16 protein-coding genes are annotated in these 21,595 nt (G+C 67.3%); 3 read left to right on the forward strand and 13 right to left on the reverse strand.

The window, feature by feature from the left end; genetic code table 11:
• Positions 1-11: 11 nt before the first annotated feature.
• From ribD to DGN21_RS16275, 5 genes are all read right to left on the reverse strand, one after another.
• A complete protein-coding gene (gene ribD, locus DGN21_RS16255) occupies positions 12-1,106 on the reverse strand; it encodes a bifunctional diaminohydroxyphosphoribosylaminopyrimidine deaminase/5-amino-6-(5-phosphoribosylamino)uracil reductase RibD (RefSeq protein WP_126966660.1) in 1,095 nt (364 codons plus the stop codon).
• Entirely contained in the window at positions 1,103-1,588 is a 486-nt protein-coding gene (locus DGN21_RS16260) for a GNAT family N-acetyltransferase (RefSeq protein WP_160955006.1), read from the reverse strand. The genes ribD and DGN21_RS16260 overlap by 4 nt, the downstream gene beginning before the upstream one ends.
• Positions 1,585-2,109 (reverse strand): transcriptional regulator NrdR, encoded by a 525-nt coding sequence (gene nrdR, locus DGN21_RS16265; protein ID WP_006453216.1) that lies wholly within the window; start codon positions 2,107-2,109, stop codon positions 1,585-1,587. Before nrdR ends, DGN21_RS16260 begins: the two co-directional genes overlap by 4 nt.
• Before the next feature lie 102 nt (positions 2,110-2,211).
• Positions 2,212-3,465 carry a serine hydroxymethyltransferase gene (gene glyA, locus DGN21_RS16270; protein WP_046344297.1) on the reverse strand — a complete coding sequence of 418 codons (1,254 nt, stop codon included), beginning with the start codon at positions 3,463-3,465 and terminating at the stop codon, positions 2,212-2,214.
• Between the two features lie 189 nt (positions 3,466-3,654).
• A complete protein-coding gene (locus tag DGN21_RS16275; RefSeq protein WP_024940591.1) occupies positions 3,655-4,170 on the reverse strand; it encodes an RcnB family protein in 516 nt (171 codons plus the stop codon).
• A gap of 226 nt (positions 4,171-4,396) precedes the next feature.
• Here DGN21_RS16275 and ettA point away from each other — a divergent pair, with 226 nt between their 5' ends.
• On the forward strand, positions 4,397-6,058 hold the full coding sequence (gene ettA, locus DGN21_RS16280) for an energy-dependent translational throttle protein EttA (RefSeq protein ID WP_024940592.1): 1,662 nt from the start codon (positions 4,397-4,399) through the stop codon (positions 6,056-6,058).
• A gap of 60 nt (positions 6,059-6,118) precedes the next feature.
• Here ettA and def read toward each other — a convergent pair whose 3' ends face one another.
• The gene (gene def / locus DGN21_RS16285; RefSeq protein ID WP_215824991.1) at positions 6,119-6,634 is read right to left on the reverse strand and encodes a peptide deformylase; all 516 of its coding nucleotides are present in this window, start codon (positions 6,632-6,634) and stop codon (positions 6,119-6,121) included.
• A 195-nt stretch (positions 6,635-6,829) separates the two neighbouring features.
• Positions 6,830-7,252: an arsenate reductase (glutaredoxin) gene (gene arsC / locus DGN21_RS16290; protein ID WP_184577448.1), complete on the reverse strand. Its 423-nt coding sequence runs from the start codon at positions 7,250-7,252 to the stop codon at positions 6,830-6,832.
• A 666-nt stretch (positions 7,253-7,918) separates the two neighbouring features.
• Here arsC and DGN21_RS16295 point away from each other — a divergent pair.
• Together DGN21_RS16295 and DGN21_RS16300 are read left to right on the forward strand one after the other, a co-directional pair.
• Entirely contained in the window at positions 7,919-8,332 is a 414-nt protein-coding gene (locus DGN21_RS16295) for a hypothetical protein (protein ID WP_160955008.1), read from the forward strand.
• The gene (locus DGN21_RS16300) at positions 8,325-9,983 is read left to right on the forward strand and encodes a PA domain-containing protein (protein WP_126966657.1); all 1,659 of its coding nucleotides are present in this window, start codon (positions 8,325-8,327) and stop codon (positions 9,981-9,983) included. Before DGN21_RS16295 ends, DGN21_RS16300 begins: the two co-directional genes overlap by 8 nt.
• Positions 9,984-10,218: 235 nt before the next feature.
• Here DGN21_RS16300 and DGN21_RS16305 read toward each other — a convergent pair whose 3' ends face one another.
• The 6 genes from DGN21_RS16305 to DGN21_RS16330 form a co-directional block, all read right to left on the reverse strand.
• Positions 10,219-14,748 (reverse strand): cellulose biosynthesis protein BcsC, encoded by a 4,530-nt coding sequence (locus DGN21_RS16305; protein WP_126966656.1) that lies wholly within the window; start codon positions 14,746-14,748, stop codon positions 10,219-10,221.
• Entirely contained in the window at positions 14,730-15,911 is a 1,182-nt protein-coding gene (gene bcsZ, locus DGN21_RS16310; RefSeq protein ID WP_237474953.1) for a cellulose synthase complex periplasmic endoglucanase BcsZ, read from the reverse strand. Before bcsZ ends, DGN21_RS16305 begins: the two co-directional genes overlap by 19 nt.
• A complete protein-coding gene (gene bcsB / locus DGN21_RS16315) occupies positions 15,908-18,223 on the reverse strand; it encodes a cellulose biosynthesis cyclic di-GMP-binding regulatory protein BcsB (RefSeq protein WP_126966655.1) in 2,316 nt (771 codons plus the stop codon). The genes bcsZ and bcsB overlap by 4 nt, the downstream gene beginning before the upstream one ends.
• A 44-nt stretch (positions 18,224-18,267) precedes the next feature.
• On the reverse strand, positions 18,268-20,412 hold the full coding sequence (gene bcsA / locus DGN21_RS16320; RefSeq protein ID WP_126966654.1) for a UDP-forming cellulose synthase catalytic subunit: 2,145 nt from the start codon (positions 20,410-20,412) through the stop codon (positions 18,268-18,270).
• A gap of 92 nt (positions 20,413-20,504) precedes the next feature.
• The gene (locus DGN21_RS16325) at positions 20,505-20,990 is read right to left on the reverse strand and encodes a hypothetical protein (RefSeq protein ID WP_024939099.1); all 486 of its coding nucleotides are present in this window, start codon (positions 20,988-20,990) and stop codon (positions 20,505-20,507) included.
• 28 nt (positions 20,991-21,018) lie between these two features.
• The gene (locus DGN21_RS16330) at positions 21,019-21,474 is read right to left on the reverse strand and encodes a hypothetical protein (protein WP_104567975.1); all 456 of its coding nucleotides are present in this window, start codon (positions 21,472-21,474) and stop codon (positions 21,019-21,021) included.
• Between the last annotated feature and the right edge of the window lie 121 nt (positions 21,475-21,595).

Here is a 21,595-nt window from a genome sequence, read left to right on the forward strand (position 1 = left end):
CCATGCAGCGCTCACCCGGCAACAACCGGCGCATAGCGCAGACGCAGATCCTGACCCAGCTGGCGCACATCCAGCAGCTGCAACGCAGCGCGCTGCGCCATCGTCTCAATGCCCAGCCCGGCCAGCAGCGGCCTGGCGGTATCGCCCAGCAGTACCGGCGCCATGTAGACCAGCAGTTCGTCTACCAGGCCGGCCTGCAGCAGCGCACCACCCAGCGTTGCGCCGGCTTCCACATGCACCTCGTTGATGCCGCGCTCGCCAAGCAGTGCCACCACCGCCGCCAGATCGAAGCGGCCGGCTTGCAACGGCATCGCAAGGAACTGCGCATCGTCCAGCGACGGCGCGGCGACATCCTCGCCATGCAGATACAGCGTGGGCGCATCGCCCTGACGCAGGTTCCTGCACGCCAACGTCCGTAGCCCGGCATCGAGCACCACGCGTAGCGGCGGCACGACCGGCGTGTCATCGCCCAGCCGCACCGTCATGGAGGGGTCGTCGGCCAGCACCGTGCCCGCACCAGTGAGGATCGCGCCCGCACGCGCGCGCCAGCGCTGCACGTCTGCGCGCGCGTCACTTCCGGTGATCCACTTGGATTCACCGCTGGCCAGCGCCGTACGCCCATCCAGGCTGGCGCCGAGCTTGACCCGCAACCACGGCCGCCCACGCTCCACCCGTGACAGAAACCCACGATTCAGCGCGCGCGCCTGTGTTTGCAGGACACCACTGAGCACTTCGATTCCGGCCTCGCGCATCAGCGCAAACCCGCCGCCGTTGACCTGCGGAAACGGGTCGGCCATCGCCGCAACCACACGCGCAATGCCGGCATCGATCAAGGCCAGGGCACAGGGCGGCGTGCGTCCGTAGTGCGCACACGGCTCCAGCGTGACGTAGGCGGTGGCGCCACGCGCCAGCGCGCCGGCCGCGCGCAGCGCGAACACTTCCGCATGCGGGCCGCCGGCACGTTGATGAAAGCCCTCGCCCACGCACACGCCATCGCGCACGATCACGCAGCCAACCATCGGATTGGGGCGGGTGGTGTAGGCGCCACGCTCGGCCAGGCGCAATGCCTGCGCCATCCAGCGATGGTCGTCGGCCGTTGCGCTCATTGCGTTGCCGCTTGCGGTTCGATACACATCACCACGATCTGCATCGGCCCCAGCAGTAATTCTGCATGCGTCTGCCAGCCCAGCCGCTGATAAAACGGCACCAGCACTGGTTGGCAATACAGGTACAACGCCGGCACGCCCATGCGCGCGGCGGACTGCACGCAGTGCGTCACCAGCGCCTCGCCGATGCCCTGCCCGCGCGCCTGCGGCTGCACGTACAGCGACGCCAGCCATGGCGACCATTGCCGAATGCGCGAATCGTCGTTTTCCAGCAGGCTGACCGACCCGAGCCACTGCGCCTGATCGAGCGCCACCCACGTGGTCGGGATCACCCCGTCGCGGGTGTGGCTGCGCAACTCGCTCAAGGCCTGATCGAAATTCCAGTCCGGCAACAGACTGCCGAAGGCCTGCAGATGCGCCTGCGCGATGGCGGGCAGCAGCTGCGGCGTGTCGGCCACGCACGCGATGCGCATGGCGCTCACCGCTTGCCGGGCTTGCCGGCGCGCTCCAGGGCCGCTTCCAGCAACGGCAACTGCTCGATGCCGACCGGGAGCTCGCGCTCGAGCTTTTCGATTTCCTCGCGGAAATCGGCCACGTCCTGAAAGCTGCGGTACACCGAGGCGAAGCGCACATAGCCCACATGATCGAGCTTGCGCAGCTCGACCATGACGTATTCGCCCACCCGCAGCGAGCCCACCTCGCGCTCGCCGGACATACGCAACTGATGCACCACCGCGCGCACTGCCGCTTCGATCTGTTCTTCGGACACCGGGCGCTTCTGCAGCGCGCGGTCGAAACTGGTGCGCAGCTTGCGCGCGTCGAACGCCTCGCGCCCGCCATCGCTCTTGACCACGGTCGGCAGCTTGAGCTCGATCGTTTCCAAGGTGCTGAAACGCTCGCCACACGCCTCGCACTCGCGACGCCGACGAATCGTCGTCCCGTCTTCGGACACCCGCGAATCGATCACGCGGGTGTCGTTGTGCTGGCAGAAGGGGCAGTGCATCAGGTCGCCGAGATTGGGAAGTGGGGATTGGGGATTGGCAACAGCAGGAGCAAGGACGCGCTTGTCGCGCATCCCCAATCCCGAATCACCAATCCCGGCACCTCAGCCATACACCGGATACTTCTTGCACTGCGCAGTCACCGCGTCGCGGACCTTGGCCAGCACCGCTTCGTCGCTGGGGGCGTCGAGCACGTCGGCGATCCAGTTGGCCAGGTCGATGCTGTCCTGCTCCAGGTAACCGCGGGTGGTGATTGCCGGGGTGCCCAGGCGCAGGCCGGAGGTGACGAACGGCGAGCGCGGGTCGTTGGGCACCGAGTTCTTGTTGACGGTGATGTGTGCCTTGCCGAGCGCGGCCTCTGCGTCCTTGCCGGAGACGTCGCGGCCGATCATGTCCACCAGCATCAGGTGATTTTCGGTGCCGCCGGACACGATCTTGTAGCCGCGCGCGATCAGCGTGTTGGCCATCGCCTGCGCGTTCTTGACCACCTGCTGCTGGTAGGTCTTGAATTCCGGCTCCAGCGCCTCCTTGAACGCCACCGCCTTGGCCGCGATCACGTGCATCAGCGGGCCGCCCTGAATGCCGGGGAACACGATCGACTGCAGCTTCTTCTGCAGCTCTTCGCTCGCGCCCTTGGCCACGATGATGCCGCCGCGCGGGCCGCGCAGGGTCTTGTGCGTGGTCGAGGTGACCACGTGCGCATGCTCCAGCGGGCTCGGATACACGCCTGCGGCGACCAGGCCGGCCACATGCGCCATGTCCACGAACAGATACGCACCGACGCTGTCGGCGATGGCGCGGAAACGCGCCCAGTCGATCTTCTGCGAATACGCCGAGAACCCGGCCACGACCATCTTCGGCTTGTGCTCGGTGGCCAGTCGCTGGACTTCGTCATAGTCGATCAGGCCCTGCTCGTTGACGCCGTACTGCACAGCGTTGAACAGCTTGCCGGAGACGTTGACCTTGGCGCCGTGGGTCAGGTGACCGCCGTGGGCCAGGCTCATGCCCAGGATGGTGTCGCCGGGCTGCAGCAGCGCCAGATACACCGCCTGGTTGGCCTGCGAGCCGCTATGCGGCTGCACGTTCGCATAATCGGCGCCGAACACCTGCTTGATGCGCTCGATCGCCAGCTGCTCGGCAATGTCGACGAACTCGCAACCGCCGTAGTAGCGCTTGCCCGGGTAGCCTTCGGCGTACTTGTTGGTCAGCTGGCTGCCCTGGGCCTCCATCACCAGCGGGCTGCAGTAGTTTTCGCTGGCGATCAGCTCGACGTGATCCTCCTGGCGGCCGGCTTCAGCAGCGATGGCCTGGGCCAGTTCGGGGTCGTAGGTTTCCAGTCGGACGTCGCGCGAGAACATGCAGAGCTCCGGGGCAGCTGTTGCCAGTAGGGGCGCAGATTGTAAGCCCCCGCATGGACAGGTGACCAATTGAGACGCTGGCGAGGCCAGGCGCGCCATGGCAGGTTCCCCCTGAACGACAAAGGCGCACCGGAGTGCGCCTTTGCGGGTTCCCTGCCTACCCAGGCCTGACCCGGACGGTAGACAGGCTTAGTTGTTGAGCACCAGGTCGGCGATCACCCCGGTGGCGATGGCCACCAGCAGCAGATTGCCGGTGTTGTCGCGCTGCCAACGGTAGCCATACGGCGGGCGGCGCAGGTTGTAGCGATCGTAGTCGTTGATCACGTAGACCGGGCCGTGGTAACGCTGACCGCGGGCCCAGTACGGGCGCGGCGGCGGGCCGGGGCGGTAGTAGCTGGGGCGATCGTAGACATAGACCCGGTTGCGGTCGTAGCGACGGTCCTGATAACGGGCATCGCGATAGCCCTCGCGGTAGCCGTTGCTGTAGTAACGGCGGTCATCGCGGCGGTCGGCCCGGCGCTCGTCGTGCCAGTCGCGGCGGTCGTTGCGCCAATTGCCACGGTGATCGCGGTCGTGGCGATCGTCGCGATCATGACCACGACGGTCGTGGCCGCGGCCCCAGTCGTCGGCAAACGCTGCCGGGGCCACGGAGCCCAGCGCCAGGATGGAGGAAAGCACAACAGTCACGATGCGTTTGCGGTTCATGGGATTGCTCCTGTCTGCGATGTCGCAATTTCATTAAGGCGCTGGCCGCCTTAACGCATTCTTGCTGGAATCGATTACGAAAACGCCCATTCAGGTGGAAGGTAAGCTGCCGTTTAGCTGCCGCCGCGCCGCCGCGAGCCAGGCCGGTTGCCCGTATAATCGGCGCAATCCCTTTTCCGCTGCCTCCGGCCCCGGCCGGTGGGCTGCCTGCGTCCACGGAGCACCCATGTCGCAATACATCTACACCATGAACCGCGTCAGCAAGGTGGTCCCGCCCAAGCGGCAGATCATCAAGGACATCTCGCTGAGCTTTTTCCCGGGCGCCAAGATCGGCCTGCTGGGCCTGAACGGCGCCGGCAAGTCCACGGTGCTGAAGATCATGGCCGGCGTGGATACCGATTTCGAGGGCGAAGCCCGTCCCCAGGCCGGCATCAAGGTCGGCTACCTGGCGCAGGAACCGCAGCTCAACCCCGAGCACACCGTGCGCGAAGCGGTCGAGGAAGGCGTGGGCGACGTGCTGCAGGCCCAGGCCGCGCTGGATGCGGTGTACCTGGCCTATGCCGAGGAAGGCGCCGATTTCGACGCCCTGGCCAAGGAACAGGAACGCCTGGAAGCGATCCTGGCCGCCGGCGATGCGCACACCCTGGAAAACCAGCTGGACGTGGCCGCCGATGCGCTGCGCCTGCCGCCGTGGGACGCGGTGGTCGGCAAGCTGTCCGGTGGCGAAAAGCGCCGCGTGGCGTTGTGCCGCCTGCTGCTGCAGAAGCCGGACATGCTGCTGCTCGACGAACCGACCAACCATCTGGACGCCGAATCGGTGGAATGGCTGGAGCAGTTCCTGGCGCGCTACACCGGCACCGTGGTGGCGGTGACGCATGATCGCTACTTCCTCGACAACGCCGCCGAGTGGATCCTGGAACTGGACCGCGGCCGCGGCATTCCGTGGAAGGGCAACTACACCGACTGGCTGACCCAGAAGGACGAGCGCCTCAAGCAGGAAGACAACCAGGAAAAGTCGCGCCAGAAGGCGATCCAGAAGGAACTGGAATGGTCGCGCCAGAACGCCAAGGGCGGCCGCACCAAGGGCAAGGCGCGTCTGGCCCGCCTGGAAGAACTGCAGTCGGTGGACTACCAGAAGCGCAACGAGACCAACGAGATCTTCATCCCGCCAGGCGAGCGCCTGGGCAATGCGGTGATGGAGTTCAAGAACGTCTCCAAGAAGTTCGGCGACCGCCTGCTGATCGACAATCTGTCGATGATCGTGCCGCCCGGCGCCATCGTCGGCATCATCGGCCCCAACGGTGCCGGTAAGTCGACCCTGTTCAAGATGATCACCGGCGCGGAGAAGCCCGATTCCGGCGAGATCGTGGTCGGCCCGACCGTGCAGCTGTCCTACGTGGACCAGAGCCGCGACAAGCTGGAAGGCAACCACAACGTGTTCCAGGAGATTGCCGGCGGCCTGGACATCCTCAACATCAACGGCGTGGAGATCCAGTCGCGCGCCTACATCGGCCGCTTCAACTTCAAGGGCCAGGACCAGCAGAAGATGGTCGGCTCGCTGTCCGGTGGTGAGCGCGGTCGTCTGCACATGGCCAAGACCCTGCTGCAGGGCGGCAACGTGCTGCTGCTCGACGAACCGTCCAACGACCTGGACATCGAGACCCTGCGCGCGCTGGAAGATGCGTTGCTGGAGTTCCCGGGCAACACCTTCGTGATCTCGCATGACCGCTGGTTCCTGGACCGCATCGCCACGCATATCCTGGCGTTCGAAGGCGACTCGCACGTGGAGTTCTTCCAGGGCAACTACCGCGAGTACGAAGAAGACAAGCGCCGCCGCATGGGCGATGACGCAGGTCCCAAGCGTCTGCGCTTCAAGGCGCTCAAGTAAGCACGACAAGGGCGCCGCAAGGCGCCCTTGTCACATCCGGGTGCAGCTGCGACCGATGGCCTACAGGTCGTAGGACAGCACGTCTTCGAAGCCGAAGGTGGCGAAGTTCTCGATCCGCGAGGGATACAGGCGGCCGACCAGATGGTCGTACTCGTGCTGCACCACGCGTGCGTGGAAGCCTTCGGCCTCGCGCTCGATCAGGCTGCCGTCCGGCGCAAAGCCGCGGTAGCGAATGTGGCGATAGCGCGGAATGACCGCACGCAAGCCGGGAATCGACAGACACCCTTCCCAGCCGTTTTCCATTTCTTCCGACAGCGGTTCGATCTGCGCATTCGCCAACGCGGTGCGCGGCACCGCCGGCGCATCGGGATAGCGTTCGCTGGCCTCGAAGCCGAACACCATCAGCTGCAGGTCCACCGCGATCTGCGGTGCGGCCAGGCCGACGCCACGCGCATCGTCCATGGTCTCGAACATCTCGGCCACCAGCGCGCGCAGCTCGGCACTGCCCAGGTTGGTCACCGGCGGCGCCACGCGCAGCAGGCGCTTGTCGCCCATGCGGATAATCTCGCGAATCATCTGACTGCTCCCGGGAAACGTTGCGGCGATTTTAAGACCTGTGCGGTAGGTGGGGGTGAGGTTGGGGAGTCGGGATTGGGGAATCGGGATTAGGGATTGGTAGCTGGGGCGTCAGTGGCGCTGCTTGGCGTTTCGCAGCTTGATCGGAGTTGGCTGCGCTTGATGTGGAGCGACTGCGTTTCGGGTATCTGTCTATCAGCCCGTTACGCGTTGCCCGGCATCGTCCAGCACGCGTTCGCCGTCTTCCTTGACGAAGCCGCTCGTCGCGTGCGGCAGCAGGTCGAGCACGCGTTCGGAGGGGTGGCACAAGCGCGTCCCCAATGCGGTTTGCACGAAGGGGCGGTTGATCAGGATCGGATGCGGGAGCATTGCGCTCAGCAGCGCTGCGTCGTCCAGCGCGGGATCGTCGAGTCCCAGTTCCAGATACGGGGTGCCTTTCTGACGCATGGCCGCGCGAACCGGGATGCCGGCGGCGGCGATCAGGGACTGCAGCGTTTCGCGGGTGGGCGGGTGCTGCAGGTCATCGACGATCTGCGGTTCGATGCCGGTGTGGCGGATCAGGGCGAGCGTATTGCGGGAGGTCCCGCAGTTGGGGGTGTGATAGATGACGGCGTGCATGGGAACCTGGTGCGCGGAGTCACCAAGACTGTAACGCGCTGCGGTCGAATGGCGCGCGGCGTGCAGAGCCAGCGCAGCGTACGCGCAGCCCGCGCCGATGCCGGGCATAAGCATCTCCCAGCAGGCCGGCAACGCATGGCTTGCGCGCATTGGTACGACCGCGCTACTTGCGTAGGCCGGGCCACTGGCCGGGTCGGACTACAGCCCCTCTCCCCTCGGGAGAGGGGTTGGGGTGAGGGTACGGGGCGAAGCTCAGGCGTACTCGCACCCTGCCCTCAACCTCCACCTGGCTTCGCTCGTACCCTCATCCGCACCTTCGAGGCACCTTCTCTCGGGGGAGAAGGGAATAAGTCGTCCAGATCTTGGCTGGCGTGAATTGTCCGTCGAGACCATGGGCTGGGGAGGCTTCCGGCCCGGTTGGTTCGTGTCAAAAATCTGGCCGATCTGGGGCCAGCTGCCGCTGTAATCCCCGGAAATTTCCCAACGCAACTGCGGCGATGACCGTTTCAGGCTCTCGCTTCGCATTCAGCGGCCTATATGTCAAAAGATTGACACACATCACGGATTCATGATTCAGTCATGAACAGACTGAAACGGAAGGATTCCCCCGATGCCGGTGTCTGCACGGCGTCCCTTTTCCCTGTTGGACTCAAGGAAACCCCAACGATGATGAGCTTTCGTAAGCCCGGATGGATGCTGTCCGGTGTGTTGTGCGTCGCCTGCCTGCCGGCCCTGGCCGTGGCGCAAGAGGCTGCAACCAGCAGTTCCAAGGTGGGTATCGATCCCGTCACCGGCAAGCTGCGCCCGCTGACCGACGCCGAGAGCGCGGCGCTGGATCAGCAGGCTGCGTCGGCTGCCCGCAGCAGCGCTGCCCGCACTGCGGTTCCGCAGACCGAATCTGCCGCACGCGCGACCGAGCGACGCCTGCCCAACGGCACCGTGGCGCGCAAGTTGCCGGCCACGCAGATGAGTTCGCTGATGGCGACCCGTCAGGCCGATGGCCGCATCGTCATCGAGCACAGCGAAGACGCCGACACCCAACCCGCCCACGCCGAGCACGGAGCGCTGCCGCATGAATAAGCCCTTGTTGCTGTTGTCCCTGGCCGTGGCTGCGGCCATCGCGCCGCTGCATGCAAGCGCCGCCAATGTCACGCTGATCAATGGCGATGCCGGCACCAGCGTCGGCTTGAACGATCCCACCAGCGCAGCGCCGTTGGGCGGCAATCCGGGGCGCTCGGTCGGCGAGCAGCGTCGCATCGCCTACCAGTACGCGATGGATCTGTGGGGCGCGGTGCTACAGAGCAATGTCGAGATCAAGGTGTATGCCTCGTTCGCGCGGCTGACCTGTACCGCCACCGGCGGCACGCTGGGCCAGGCCGGCCCGAACTGGATCGTCAACGACTTCCCCGGTTCCAAGCCCAATACGCTGTATCCGTCCGCGCTGGGCGATGCGATCGCCGGGCAGGATCTGGTCCCCGATCCCAGCGATCCGGCCGACGTGTTCTCGCAATTCAACGGCGATCTGGGCAAGCCCGACTGCCTGGCCGGCTCGGGCTGGTACCTGGGCCTGGACGGCAAGACGCCCGAAGGCCAGATCAACTTCCTCAACGTGGTGATGCACGAGATCGGCCACGGTCTGGGTGCGGCGGGCTTTCTCAACAAGACCACCGGCGTGCTCGGCTCGGGCAGCGGCCTGACCGACGTCTACACCGCGCAGGCCTACGACAACGTGCAGAACAAGCGCTTCGACGATCCGGCCATGACCAACGCGCTGCGTGCCGAAGCGATGCGCACGCCGGGTCGTACGGTGTGGGCCGGCACGCGCGTCAACCGCGAGGCGGCGCTGATCCTGGATCCGCGCACCCTGTTGCAGGTGAGCGCACCGGCCAGCGCGGCGGGCAAGTTCGAGGTGGGCTTTGCCAGCTTCGGGCCGCTGGCCACGGCGGCCAATTTCCCGGCCCGCGCAGTGGTGACGGTCAACGACGGAGTGGCTGCCGCATCGGCCAGCGATGGTTGCGAAACGCCGTTCGTCAACGCGGCCGAGGTGGCCGGCAAGGTTGCGCTGATCGACCGTGGCACCTGCGCGTTCGCGATCAAGGTCAAGAACGCACAGCTCAACGGTGCGGTGGGCGTGATCGTGGCCAATAACGCGGCCGGCGTACAGACGATGGGCAATGCCGCCCCGCCGATCACCGACATCACCATCCCGGCGATCATGGTCTCGCAGACCGATGGCGCGCGACTGAAGGGCAGCGCCGGAGTGGTGGCGGCGTTGTACGAAGACCCCGAGCTGTTGCAGGGCACCGATACCGCGGGCCGCACGCGGCTGTATTCGCCCAGCGTGGTAGCCGGCGGGTCGACGTTCTCGCACTTCGATACCGACCTGCAGCCGAACGCGTTGATGGAACCGTTCGATACGCCGGAAGTGCAGGCGCATCTGAACATCGACCTGACCCCGGCGCTGTTTGCCGATATCGGCTGGACACTCAATCGCGGGCTGGCCAAGCTGGGCAACTGCAATACGCTGGTGCCGACGCTGGAGACCGGCGGGCTGATTCCCGGCGCCAACATCTCGGCCGAAAACAGCCTGTGCAAGTCGCAGAACGCCGGCAACCGTCTGGGGTACCTGACCTGCATGGACGAGCACGCACGCGAGTTGCAGAACCAGGGTGCGATCAGCCGCATTCAACAGGCAGCGGTGTTTGTCTGTGCCACCAAGGTGCGCCCGTAACAACAGGCGCAGTCTGCGTTAATCGATGCAATGCGAACGGCGCCGGGAGGCGCCGTTCGTTTATCCGTGCTCACACTGTTCGCGCTGCGCCACACGCGGCGATGTCCACGCCCCACCGAGCGCGCGCGCGCCAGCATACGTGTACAGCGCGCAGCAAAACGCCGGCCAGAGACACCCGCCACAGCGCAGACCAACCGCCACGGCCAGAGGGCCGCGCAGTCGGTCTGCCTTGTCCTCAACGATCGGCAGCGTATGGCGAGGTCAGCACCTGTGGCGCACGACCCAGTGCCGCGCCCAGGCGATCCATCACGAACCGCAGATAGAGATTGCTGCTGAACTGGTTGTAGTCGCGCGCATTGTTGAAGGTCATGCGCCCGCCCAGGAACAGCTGCGGCGCCACCTGCCATTCGGCCGCGCCACTGAGATTGTAGGACACGCCGGTGCGGGTTTCGCCCGCATACACCGGGTCGGTGTAGCGGTTGACCAGCCCGAGCAAGGCCGCCAGCGAGGCGGCATCGTAGGCGGCCTGCTGCAAAGTCGGATCGGTCGGGAAATACGGCGAGGCGTCGGTGCTGAAGTGCTGCACGCCGATGCTGGCATCGACCTTCCAGTTCACCGTCTGACCGGCGCTGCGGCCGCTCCAGTGCACCGGAAAACCCAGGTCCACATAGTCCTGCGGGCTGAAGTAACCGCCGTGCCCATAGGTGAAGCCGCTGAGGTTCTTGTCGTACTGCATGGCGGTGAGATTGATGCCGGCCGTCAGCGACTGGTGCCGGGTTTCCAGTGCATGCACGTAGAAGCCCAGGTCGAGCTGGCGCTGGTCGTTGTCGGCGACGTTGTTGCCGAGCAAACGGTGCGCGGCAAGATTGGCATAACCGCCCAGCAGCCCATTGTCGGCAGTGGCCGACAACGACACGCCATTGCTGGTCACCCCGCCCCATTCGCGGCCGCTGCGGGCATCCTGCGCGCCGGCGAACGACAGCACGCTGTCGGTCACCGCGCGCCGCGAGGCTTCGGCCGACCAGCTCACCGCATCGCCAAGCTCGCCGCGATAGCCGACGCCGCCGATGAGGTTCTGTTCCTGGAAGCCGATCGGGGTGCTGCCGATGTCGGCACTGAACCCGCCATTGCGATAGCGCACACCGACGCCCACCCCGGTGTCGTCCTGGCTGAGCCGGCGCGCGCCGTTGCCGGTGGCGGCCATGGTATTGAGCGTGGCGGCCAGCCCGGTCGGAGTCTGTTGTGCGGCGGCGGTGCTGCCGGCCAGCGCGCGCAACGCGGCCGCATCGCCGGCGGCCAGCTGTTCGCTGAGCGCGGTATTGCCGAGGATGTCGCGCGCCAGTTGGGCGATCGGCGTGTTGGAGGCATTGATGCCGAGCAGGTAGGCCGGCAACGGTTCGTTGGCCAGCGCCGCCACGGCGGCGGCATTGCTGTTGTTGTTCTCGACCAGCAGTTCGTTGAACAGGCCGGTGTTCAAGGCGTAGCGACGCAGACGTTCGCGCGTGGCGGCGGTGTCGCCTTCGGTGGCGAGCAACTGGTACATCGACGAGCTGACCAGCGTATCGATCGGGCCGCGATCGGCCGCCAGCGCATCGTTGATGGCGGTCTGCGGGCCGCTGCCGAAGCGGCTGGCGGTGACGTAATCGGTGGTCAGCGTGCCGGCATCGACGATGGTCGGGGTCAGGGTGACGCCGAGCTTGCCGTCGCCGACCGCGAACTCGGCCTGGACCGGCATTTCGATATCGTCCAGGCGACCCAAACCGTCTTCGCCATCGCGCGAGCGGTACAACGCGCCGCCAGCGAGGTTGTCGCTGTTTTCCGACTGCACCGCACGCAACTCGTCGAGCACGCCGTTGCCGCTGCCGAGCGGCGGCAACGCCTGTGCGGCGGGCTTGGTCAGACGTGGACCGGCGTCTGCGGCGATCGGTGCGACCGCGCGCGCGGCAAGCAGCCCGTCGCCGCGCGACGACCCGCGCATGCGGCCGCTGGAGACCGGCAGCATGGCGGGCGCAGCGCCGGCGCTGATCGGCGGCGGCAATGCATCGCCACCATTGTCGGAAGGACCAATCGGTGTGGCAGCGGCGAATCGTGCAGAGCCCGGCGACGCTGCCACCGGTGCAACCGCCACGTCGCCATAGGCGCTACCGGCATCCATGCGCTCGGACAACACCGCCGGCGAGCGTGGCATGCCGCCGGTCATGCCGGAAAACGGATTGAGCGGGCGGCTGGAGGACGCGACCGCGGACGGACCACGCGCGGACGGCAGGCCATTGTCCAGTTGCCCGGCCTGACGCTGCTGCGCGGCCAGCGAGGCACGGAAATACTGCTCGGCCTTGCGGTTCTTGCCGGCGCTGCGATACACGCGGCCGGCCGCGGCCAGCACCTCCGGCGACTCCGGTGCCTGCGCCAGCGCGCGTTGCAGGTAATGCTCGGCATTGCGCAGGTCCGACTGCGCGGCCGCGCTGTTGGCGGCGGCAGTGAGCGTGTCCAGGTCGTCGGGATGACGCTGCAGGATCTGCTGGTAGATCGCCAGCGCCTGACGCTGGTCGCCGGAGGCGGCATACAGGCGTGCGAGCGCGGCCTGCGCATCGCGGCTGTCCGGCTGCTGGGCCAGGATCGGCGACAGCGCGTCGTAGGCGCCTTCCAGATTGCCGAGTTCGCGCAGCGCATCCACCTGGCGCAGCGTGTAGGCGCTGCGCAGGCGTTGATAACGACGCAGCTGTTCCGGGGTCAGGGTGGTGGCCTGCAACTGGCGCAGCACCGCCGACAGTTCGGCGTCCTGGTGCGCGCGCAGCAGCACGCCGGCATATTGCAGGCGATCTTCGCTGCGCACCGTGGCGCCGGTGACCAGACGCTGGGCCAGGGTCAGCGCGCGCGGGGCGTTGCCGGCATCGGCATGTGCGCCGGCCAGTGCGGCCAGCAACTGCGGGTCGTCGAGCTGATTGCCCAGCGCGGTTTCGGTGCGCGCCAGCAACTGCTGCGCGTCGCCGGGCCGGCCCTGCTCCACCAGCAAGCGTGCCTGACGCGCCTGCAGTTCGATCCAGGCGGTGGTGCGCAGCTGGGTCATTTCCGGCGTGCGCGAGGCGACCGGAATGCGCTCCAGGCTGTCGTAGGCGCCCTGCCAGTCGCCGCTTTCCTGCGCCAGCAAGGCGTTGGCCTGCAGCGCTTCGGGTTGGTCGCCATGCACGGCGAGCAGGCCATCCATCACGCTGCGGGCCTGGTCGGGGCGGCCGGCCTGTTGGTACAGGCGAGCCAGATCCAGACGGATCCAGGCATCGCCCGGGCGCTCGACCATCGCCGCTTCCAGCTCGGTCTGCGCGCTGACCGCATCGCCGGCTTCCAGCGCCTGGCGGGCGCGCGCACGCTGCACGTTGGAACGCAGCAAGGCCTGCCCCCCGGCTTTGGCACGTTCTGCGGCAGGCAGGCGATTGAACACGTCGCTGGCTTCCTGCATGCGGCCCTGGCGGCTGTACAAACCGACCAGGCCCTGCAGCGCGCCGGCATTGTCGGCATCGTGCGACAGCGCCTTGCGGTAGCTGGCCTCGGCGGCGGCCGGGTCGCTGGCGGCCTGCAAGCCGCCCAGCGCCACCTGCGCGGCCGGCTCGTTGGGCAGCAGCTGCACCGCCTGCTCCGCCAGCTGGCGCGCCTGTGCCAGATCGCCACGTGTGCGTGCGGCCTCGGCCTGCTGCAGCTGCAGCCAGTAGCGCGCGCTATCCAGCGCAGCTTTCCATTTGCCGTTATTCGCCGCGGCCGGGCGCAGCAGCTCCTGCGCTTCGGCAAAGCGCTGCTGACGCAGGCGCACCGAGCCCAGGCCGCCGAGCGCCTCCGGATCACGCGCACGTGCGCGCAACACCTGCGTGAAGCGTTGTTCGGCAGCGCCCAGATTATTGGCGCCCAGCGCACGGAAGCCTTCGCCCAGCAGCACGCCGTTGGAGTCGGCCGGCGCGGCGGTGGCCGCGCTGCGTTGTTCGCGCAGCTGGCCGAGTTTGGCGGTGACTTCCGCATCGGCCGGGGTGCCGGCCAGGAATGCCTGGTACAGCGGCGCATCGGCCATGCCGGCGTTGAGCCACAACAGCGCCTGGCGCCAGCTTGTGCGCGCCGGCCCGCCGACATCGGCGCGTTGCGCCAGCGTGCGCAGCTGCGCGATGCCGTCGCGGCGGGTGGGTTCGCGGTAACTCAGCACCTGCGCCAGCGCCAGTTGCACGGACGGGTTGCCCGGTTCGCTGGATTGCAGGCGTTGCAGGCCGTCACGCGCACGCTCCCAGCCGGTGGGGGTGCCGGCCAGCGACTGGTAGTACTCCAGCGCCAACGCCGGCGGCGGCTTGCCCGCGAACAGCGCGTCGTAGTTGCGCGCGGCTTCGACATAGCGCCCGGCCGCGGCGGCGCGGCGTGCGTTGCGCAGGTTCGGATCTTCGCCGGCAGCGCTGCTGCCACGGGCGCCGATCGCCACGCGCAGGCGCTGTGCCTGCGGCGATTGCGGGTGTGCCGCGTCGAGTTGCTGCAGGCGCTTGCGTGCTTCGGATTGACGGCCCTGCGCCAGATCGATCTGCGCCAGGCCGAGCAAGGCGTCGGGCTGATCCGGATCGACGCCAAGCAGCTTGCGCCAGGTGTCGGCGGCCAGATCGTCGCGGCCCTGGTCGTGCCAGTAATTGCCCTGCCCGACCAGTTGCTGGGTGGCGCTGGTCTGCGCCTGCACCGGCAAGGCGAGCAGGCACAGGTCGATCATGCCGACGAGGTACAGCGGGGTCAGTTTTTTGCGGAGCATGCAGGCGTTCTCCAGGCGGGCAGCAGGCGCCCGTCTGCGGCAAAGCGGTAGCGGTTCTCAAGCCAGCCCTGTCCGAACAGGGCCAGCGTGCGTTCGAAGTACGGCAGCACAGCGGCTGCCGCTTGTGCGGCGGCGGGAATGCGCTGCGCCTGCGCCTTGAGCAGCGCGGGCTGGCCCATCGCACTCAGGTAAGGCAGCAGCGCGGCAGAAAACCCGACCGGCAATGCGCCGCTGCCCACGCCGCGCGCGGTGTCGACCTTTTCCGCAAACGGGGTCTGTGCGGCGAGCAGGTCGGCCGGGCCGGACAGGTCGCGCAGCAAGCCGCTGCGCAGCGGCTCGCCGGCATCGAGCATGCCGGCCCACAGATACACGCGGATCGCGTCGTAGCTGCCGACGTTGCCGCGCTTCGGATCGGGGCTGAAGCGCTCGCCATCCCACACCGTCCAGTCCGGCGCAAAACCCACCGGCGCGCTCTCGCGCAACACGCGCGCGGCATTGCTGGCGATCGCCGCCCACGGCCCCTTGGGGTCGGCGTTGGCGCAGCGCCGCAGCACCTGGATCGGCAGGTAGCTGGGATTGAGCGTCCAGCGCTGCTTCTCGGCAAAGCCGGTGCGGCCGGGCAGCAACATCGCGCCCAGGCCCGGCAACGTGGCCACCTCCTGCTGGCGCATCAGTTGCAGGATCTGCTGGCCGGCCTTGCCGTAACCGGGCCGGCTCCACAGCCGCCCGGCTTCCAGCAGCGCGTAGGCAATCCACAGCTCGCCATCGCTGGCGGTATTGGCATCGAGCACGCGCCAGTTGCCGCTGCCATCGCGCCCCCACAACCACGCCGGCAGGTTCAGGTCCGGGCGGCCGCCGCACAGATTATGGCGGGTCCAGCCCAGCACCTTCTCGAACAACACCTGGTCGTTGTTGACCAGGGCGAAGAACAGCGCATACGACTGACCTTCGGAGGTCGAGCGCTGGTCCGGATTGAGGAAATCCACCACCCGCCCGTCGGGCTGGATGTGCTTGTCGACGAAGGCATTCCACAGCGGCCACGGCCCGCATTGGCCAGCCGCCGCCGCTGCGCGCGTGGGCAGCAGCGCAGCCAGGCCGGCCAGCGCACCGGCGCGCAGCAGGCTGCGGCGTGTCATCGCTGCGGCGCTGTCGTGCGCGCTCATGCGCTGCCGCCGTCGTTGAGCCGCTCGGCGGCATGCCGGCGCAGCAGCACGCGCGCGGCCAGCGCCAGCAACAGCGCCAACAGCACCACGGTCAACGCCAGCCACACCGGGTGGTGCGAGAAGTACCAGCGCAACCAGGTCGGGAGCGGCAGATGGCCGACGTAGTAGGTCTGGTTGCCGACCAGGCTGATGACCTTTTTCTGCTGCAGCAACACCACGCTGCCCTGGAAGTCCTTGAGCAGGGTCGGGTCGAACCAGGCATCGAACAGCCGGCTCATGTTGGCCGGGTCTTCGCTCTGGAACGCGACCACGCTGCGGCCGGACTTCAACGGCGATTCGAATCCCATCAACAGCACGTCGTCCGGCTGCGGTTGCAGCGCGATTTCGGTGGTGGTCGGCAGGTCGGTGCGGCGTGCATCGAAGGACAGGAAGCCAGGCAGTTTTTCCAGCACCCAATCGGTCAGCGCAAAGCGGGTCGCCTGCCCGTCCTGGCCCACCGGCAGCTGTGCGCGCCATTGCTTGAACAGCGGCTGCGACTGCGCACTGCCGAGCAGCAACAGGTCGCGGTCGGCATGCTGCTGCACCGCGCCGGCACCAATGATCTGCGCATGCAGCGCCGGATACCCGGTGGAGGCGCCGAAGCGTCCGAGCAGGGTCAGCACATTGCCCAGGTCCTGGTCGCCCGGATTGTCGGGCAGCACGATGGTGGATTCGGACAGATCAGCCAGGCGGGTGAAGGGGTAACCGGCATTGGCGAACGCGGCCAGGTTCGGCATCGCCATGTAGTGGTGGAAACCGCTCAGGTCGATGCTGGAATCGGCGTCGATGGCGCCGGACACATCCGGGAAGGTGTTCTTGCACTCCTCGCCCTGCGGGCGATCGAAGAAGAAGTGGAAGCGCAACTGGCTGTTGGCCGAGAACGCACCCACCGGCAATGTCAGATCCTGATGCACCGGCATGCTGCCGCGCGCGCCCAGGCTGTTCCACCAGCGCCTCGGGGTGGACTCGGCGAACGGGCGGCCGGTCAGCGGCAGCGTGGTCACGAACGACTCGTTGATGCTGACGTTGAGCGCAGACTTGTTATCCACGTCCGGCACCGTGTAGCGGTATTTCAGCGCGACCGGAATGCCGTCGCGCTCCCACACGAACAGGTCCGGCGGCAGCTGCAGGCCGACCCGGATCAGGTCCGGGTGATAGCCGCTGACATTAAGCTGGCCGGGCTGGGTCACCAGATCGCCGAAGCGCACCGGATGCTGGCTGGACACCCACTTGGGCGCATCGTACGGCTGACGCGGCACCGGCGCGCTGACCTCGCCGATGCGGGCGACCGCCCCGGTCAACGGCGCGCGCAAGGCCAGCGCGGTGGCGGCGCGTTGCAGGTCTTCGCTGTTGCGGCCGAGCACCAGCAGCAGCTTTCCATTGGGATCGGTCGGGTTGACCACCACTGCCACGGTCGGGCCACGGATATCGGCCACGCCACTGTCGGCGGTGGCGAACTGCTCAGGCAGCGTGCTGGGCGTGGCGAACACCACTGCGTTGCCGGTGGCCGGCAGCGCTTCGGTCGAGGCCGGGAACAGCGCGCCGCGGTAGCCGGCCAGGGCGCCGAACCACGAGGCGACCACGCCGGCCGCCTGCAGCGTGGCGTTGTCCGGGCGCTGCGGAAAGTAGAACGGCAATTCCAGCCGGCGCGTGTCGCGCACATCGAAGAACGGCACCGGCAACAACGCCAGGTTATTGGCCAGCGCCAGCGGCGTGGTGGTCAGCGACAGGCTGGTGGCCGCGTCCACATTCGCCCACAGGCTGCTGTGGTCCGGGTCTTCGCACTCGCGCGTGTAATGGCCGATCAACTGCAGGTTGAGCTGGTTGTAATCGGTGACCAGGCGCGGGTCGATCGGCAGATCGGCCGAGAGCAGCTTGCCGGCATTGGCCTTGTCGGCGGGCAAGGTGCCCACGGTGACGCCATTGATGGTGACCTTCAGATGCGACAGGTCCGGCAGCAGCGCGGGCGAATAGCTGTACTTGAGGTTGAGCGTGGCGGCGGTGACGATCTCGTCGCTGCGCACGCTGAAGGGCACGCCGGCACTGCCCTGCACGCCGCGCAAGGTGATCTCGTAGTCGATGCCGAGCTCGCGCAGGCTGGAGGTGCGGGTGCTGCCGGCCGGCATCGCTGCCGGTGCGGGCGGCGCGCTCGCGGCGGTGCCGTCCTGCCCGGTCGGCGTGGTCGTCGCCGTTGCCGGCACGGCCTGCTGCGCCTGCGCCAGGCCGGTCAGCAGGGTGAGCACACAGGTCAACACGGCCGGGGACATTCGCATCGGTGGCTTCTTGGCAGGGAAAAGGGAAACGGCAGGCGTCACGCTCACGACTCCAGATCCAGCGCGCGCGCCGGGCGGAAGCCCTGACGCGCACTGAGCGCGATATGCCCGCCCAGGCGTCCGAAGCCGCGCGCGCTGGCGGCCAGCACCTGGCCCAGCGAGCGCCAGAACGCATCGCGGTCGTGCTGGCCCCATTGCGACAGCCAGATGTCGGCGCGCGCAAAGGTCGAGGCCACCAGCCAGCGCTCCTGTTCCATCGACATCGCGGTGAACTGCACGCTGACCTGGCCGTCGCGGTCCTGCCGCACCACCGCCGGCAAGGTCTGCTCCACGCCGCGATGACTGAGGCCGATCTGCACCGGCAACCCCGGCTCGATCGGCTGCGGCTGGGCGAGCCTGATCGCCATGCCGCCGGTGGAAAAATTCAGCGAGCGACTGGGCAGCACGCTGCCATCGGGCAGATACAGATTGACCGGGACATCCAGCGGCACGCGATGGGCGCTGCGCACCTGGCGGGTTTCGCTGGCGGTGGCGATGGTGGCGCCCAGCAGCACCATGTTGTAAAGCGTCCAGGCCAGGTTGAACCAGATCGTCTGCTGCTCGCCGCTGCCGCCGACATAGATCAGGCGCAGCACGCCGGCAGCCACACCGGCCAGGTTGAGCAACAGCAGGAACAGGTATGGCTTGGCGATTTGCGCATCGAAATAACTGCGCGCCACCAGCCCGCCCTTGGGCGTGACGTTGAACTTGCCCAGCTTGGGGTTGAGCAGCGCGACCAGGGTGGGACGGAAGATGTACCAGGCCAGCGTGGTCTCGTAGACCTCATTCCACAGCAGATGGCGGAAGCGGCTCTGCACCCGCAGGTTGGTCAGATTGGCCTGCAGGAGGTGCGGCAACGCATAGGCCAGGATCATCAACGCCGAGGCCTGGATCACGTGCGCGCCGAAGAACAGATAGGCCAGCGGCGCAGTGAGGTAGATGATGCGCGGCAAGCCGTAGAAGAAGTGCAGCATCGCATTGAGGTAGCACAGCCGCTGCGAGAGCCTGAGCCCGCGCCCCAGCAGCGGATTGTCGATGCGCGCGATCTGCGCCATGCCGCGCGCCCAGCGGATGCGTTGCGCCACATGGCCGGACAGGCTCTCGGTGGCCAGGCCTGCAGCCTGCGGCACCGCCAGATAGGCGGTGCGATAACCGCGACGCTGCAATTTGAGCGCGGTGTGGGCGTCCTCGGTGACGGTTTCCACAGCCACCCCGCCGACTTCTTCCAGCGCGCTGCGCTTGATCACCGCGCAGGAACCGCAGAAGAAGGTCGCATTCCACTGGTCGTTGCCATCCTGTAGCAGGCCGTAAAACAGCTCGCCTTCGTTGGGCACCTTGCCATGCGTGCCCAGGTTGCGTTCGAACGGGTCGGGCGAGAAGAAATAGTGCGGCATCTGCACCAGGGCCAGCCTGGTGTCGCGCAGGAACCAGCCCATCGCCACCTGCAGGAAACTGCGGGTCGGAATGTGGTCGCAATCGAAGATCGCCACGTACTCGGCGTTGCACTTCTTCAGCGCGGCATTGATGTTGCCGGCCTTGGCGTGCGCGTTGTTGGTGCGGGTGACGTAGTTGATGCCGACCTCGGCACAGAAGTCGCGGAATGCGTCGCGGCGGCCGTCATCGAGCAGATGGATGGTGATCTTGCCGGCCGGCCAATCGATCACGCTGGCCGCCAGCACGGTGGTGCGCACCACCGACAACGGCTCGTTGTAGGTGGGAATGAACACGTCCACGCTCGGCCACAGGGCCTGGTCGGCCGGCAACGGCACCGGCTTGCGATCGAGCGGCCACAACACCTGGAAATAGCCCAGCACCAGGATCACGAACGCATACAGCTCCGCGCCCAGCAGGCCCAGGCCCAGGATGAAATCCACCGCGCTGCCCACGCCCATGGTCTGGGTCGTGCGCCACCAGATGTAGCGGCACGACACCGCCAGCGACATGCCCATCATCGTCAGCATCACCACCCGCCCGCCGCGCTTGCGCACCGCCAGCGCAACGGCGAACAGCACCCCGGAGAACACCAGTTGCTGGGTGACATCCATCGGCACGGCAACCACGAACACCAGCAGCAGGCCGCCCAACAACCACAGCGCCCAGGTCGCCAGCATGGGCAGCGGTGATCCGGAACGGCGGCTGGCAGCAGTCATCAGATAATCCTTCAAGTGTGGCGGCGTGCGGCAAAACGAGGCGAAACGGGCGAGCGCAGCGGCGCTTGCCGAAGGTCACGCGGTGGTGCTGATCAACGCGAGCGCAGTCGCTGCAGCGGGCTTTGCGTCGCGCTGGGCGCATCGGCCTGCAACAGCCGCTGGAACAAGCACTCCAGCGGCGTCTGCGCCTGGCGCTCGCCCGGCTGCGCTGCAGGCGCTGCGGGCTCGTCGAGCTGGCGCAATTTGCGCAGCGGCGCGAGCGCATCGAGCGGCGGGCCTGCCGTCTCTTCGGCAGGCACGGACCGGTGCGCCGCCGGCACTGCCTGCATGGCAATCGAAACGCTCGGCACCGATGCGGCAGGCGCCAACAGCGGCGCTGGCGTCTGCACGGCGTCCGCCGCAGCGGGGGCCTGTTCGACCGCTGCCGGGACCGGCGTTTGCGTCACTTCCGGCCTGCGCGGCGGCAGCTGGGTGTGGGCGAAATCCTGATAGCCCGCGCTCGCCGGCGTCCCCAACCGCGCGAACAGGCCGGACACATCGTCATGCCCGGATGCTGCCTTGTTGTTCTTCGGTGCCATCACACTCCCCTTGCCCGACTTCAGCCGTTCATGCCGTCCGCAGCAACACGAGGTTGCGCAGATCGACGCTGTCGCCTGGCGCGGTCTGCACCGCCAGGCCTGCCAGCATCCCCAGTTGCTGGAACCATCCTTCGTACACGCCCTGCAGGAACCCATCGCTCCATGCCGCACCATCCAGTGCCACGCTCAACGGCGCGCTGGCGTGCTGGATCCGCACGTGGTCGGCGTGGTCGTGCATCGCGCACTGGCCCCAATCACAGCGCTCCCACACGGCGTTGGCGGCCTGCTGCATCTCGTCCAGGGTCGTGCAGTGCGCCAGCCGGTGCTCGCGCGCGAAGCGCCGGCCGATGCGCGCCATCAACGGGGCCAGATCGTCCTCGGGCAACTCGGCGCCGAACTCGGCGGCCATCGCACGCACAAAGCCCAGCCACTGCCGGGAGCAGCTGCGCGCGCGGTACAGCGACAATGGGTCGGGTGCAGTCATACGGGCATCGCGTGGGGAGGAAGCCGTCCGTCAACGTCGCGTGCATCAAACGTGAAGTACGCGTGATGCCAATGTTAACGAACCCATGCGGCCAATTGAGCGCTGCATCGCATTTTTTTTG

The sequence above is a fragment of the Xanthomonas sp. MLO165 genome (assembly GCF_018831305.1).
Classification (GTDB): domain Bacteria; phylum Pseudomonadota; class Gammaproteobacteria; order Xanthomonadales; family Xanthomonadaceae; genus Xanthomonas; species Xanthomonas arboricola.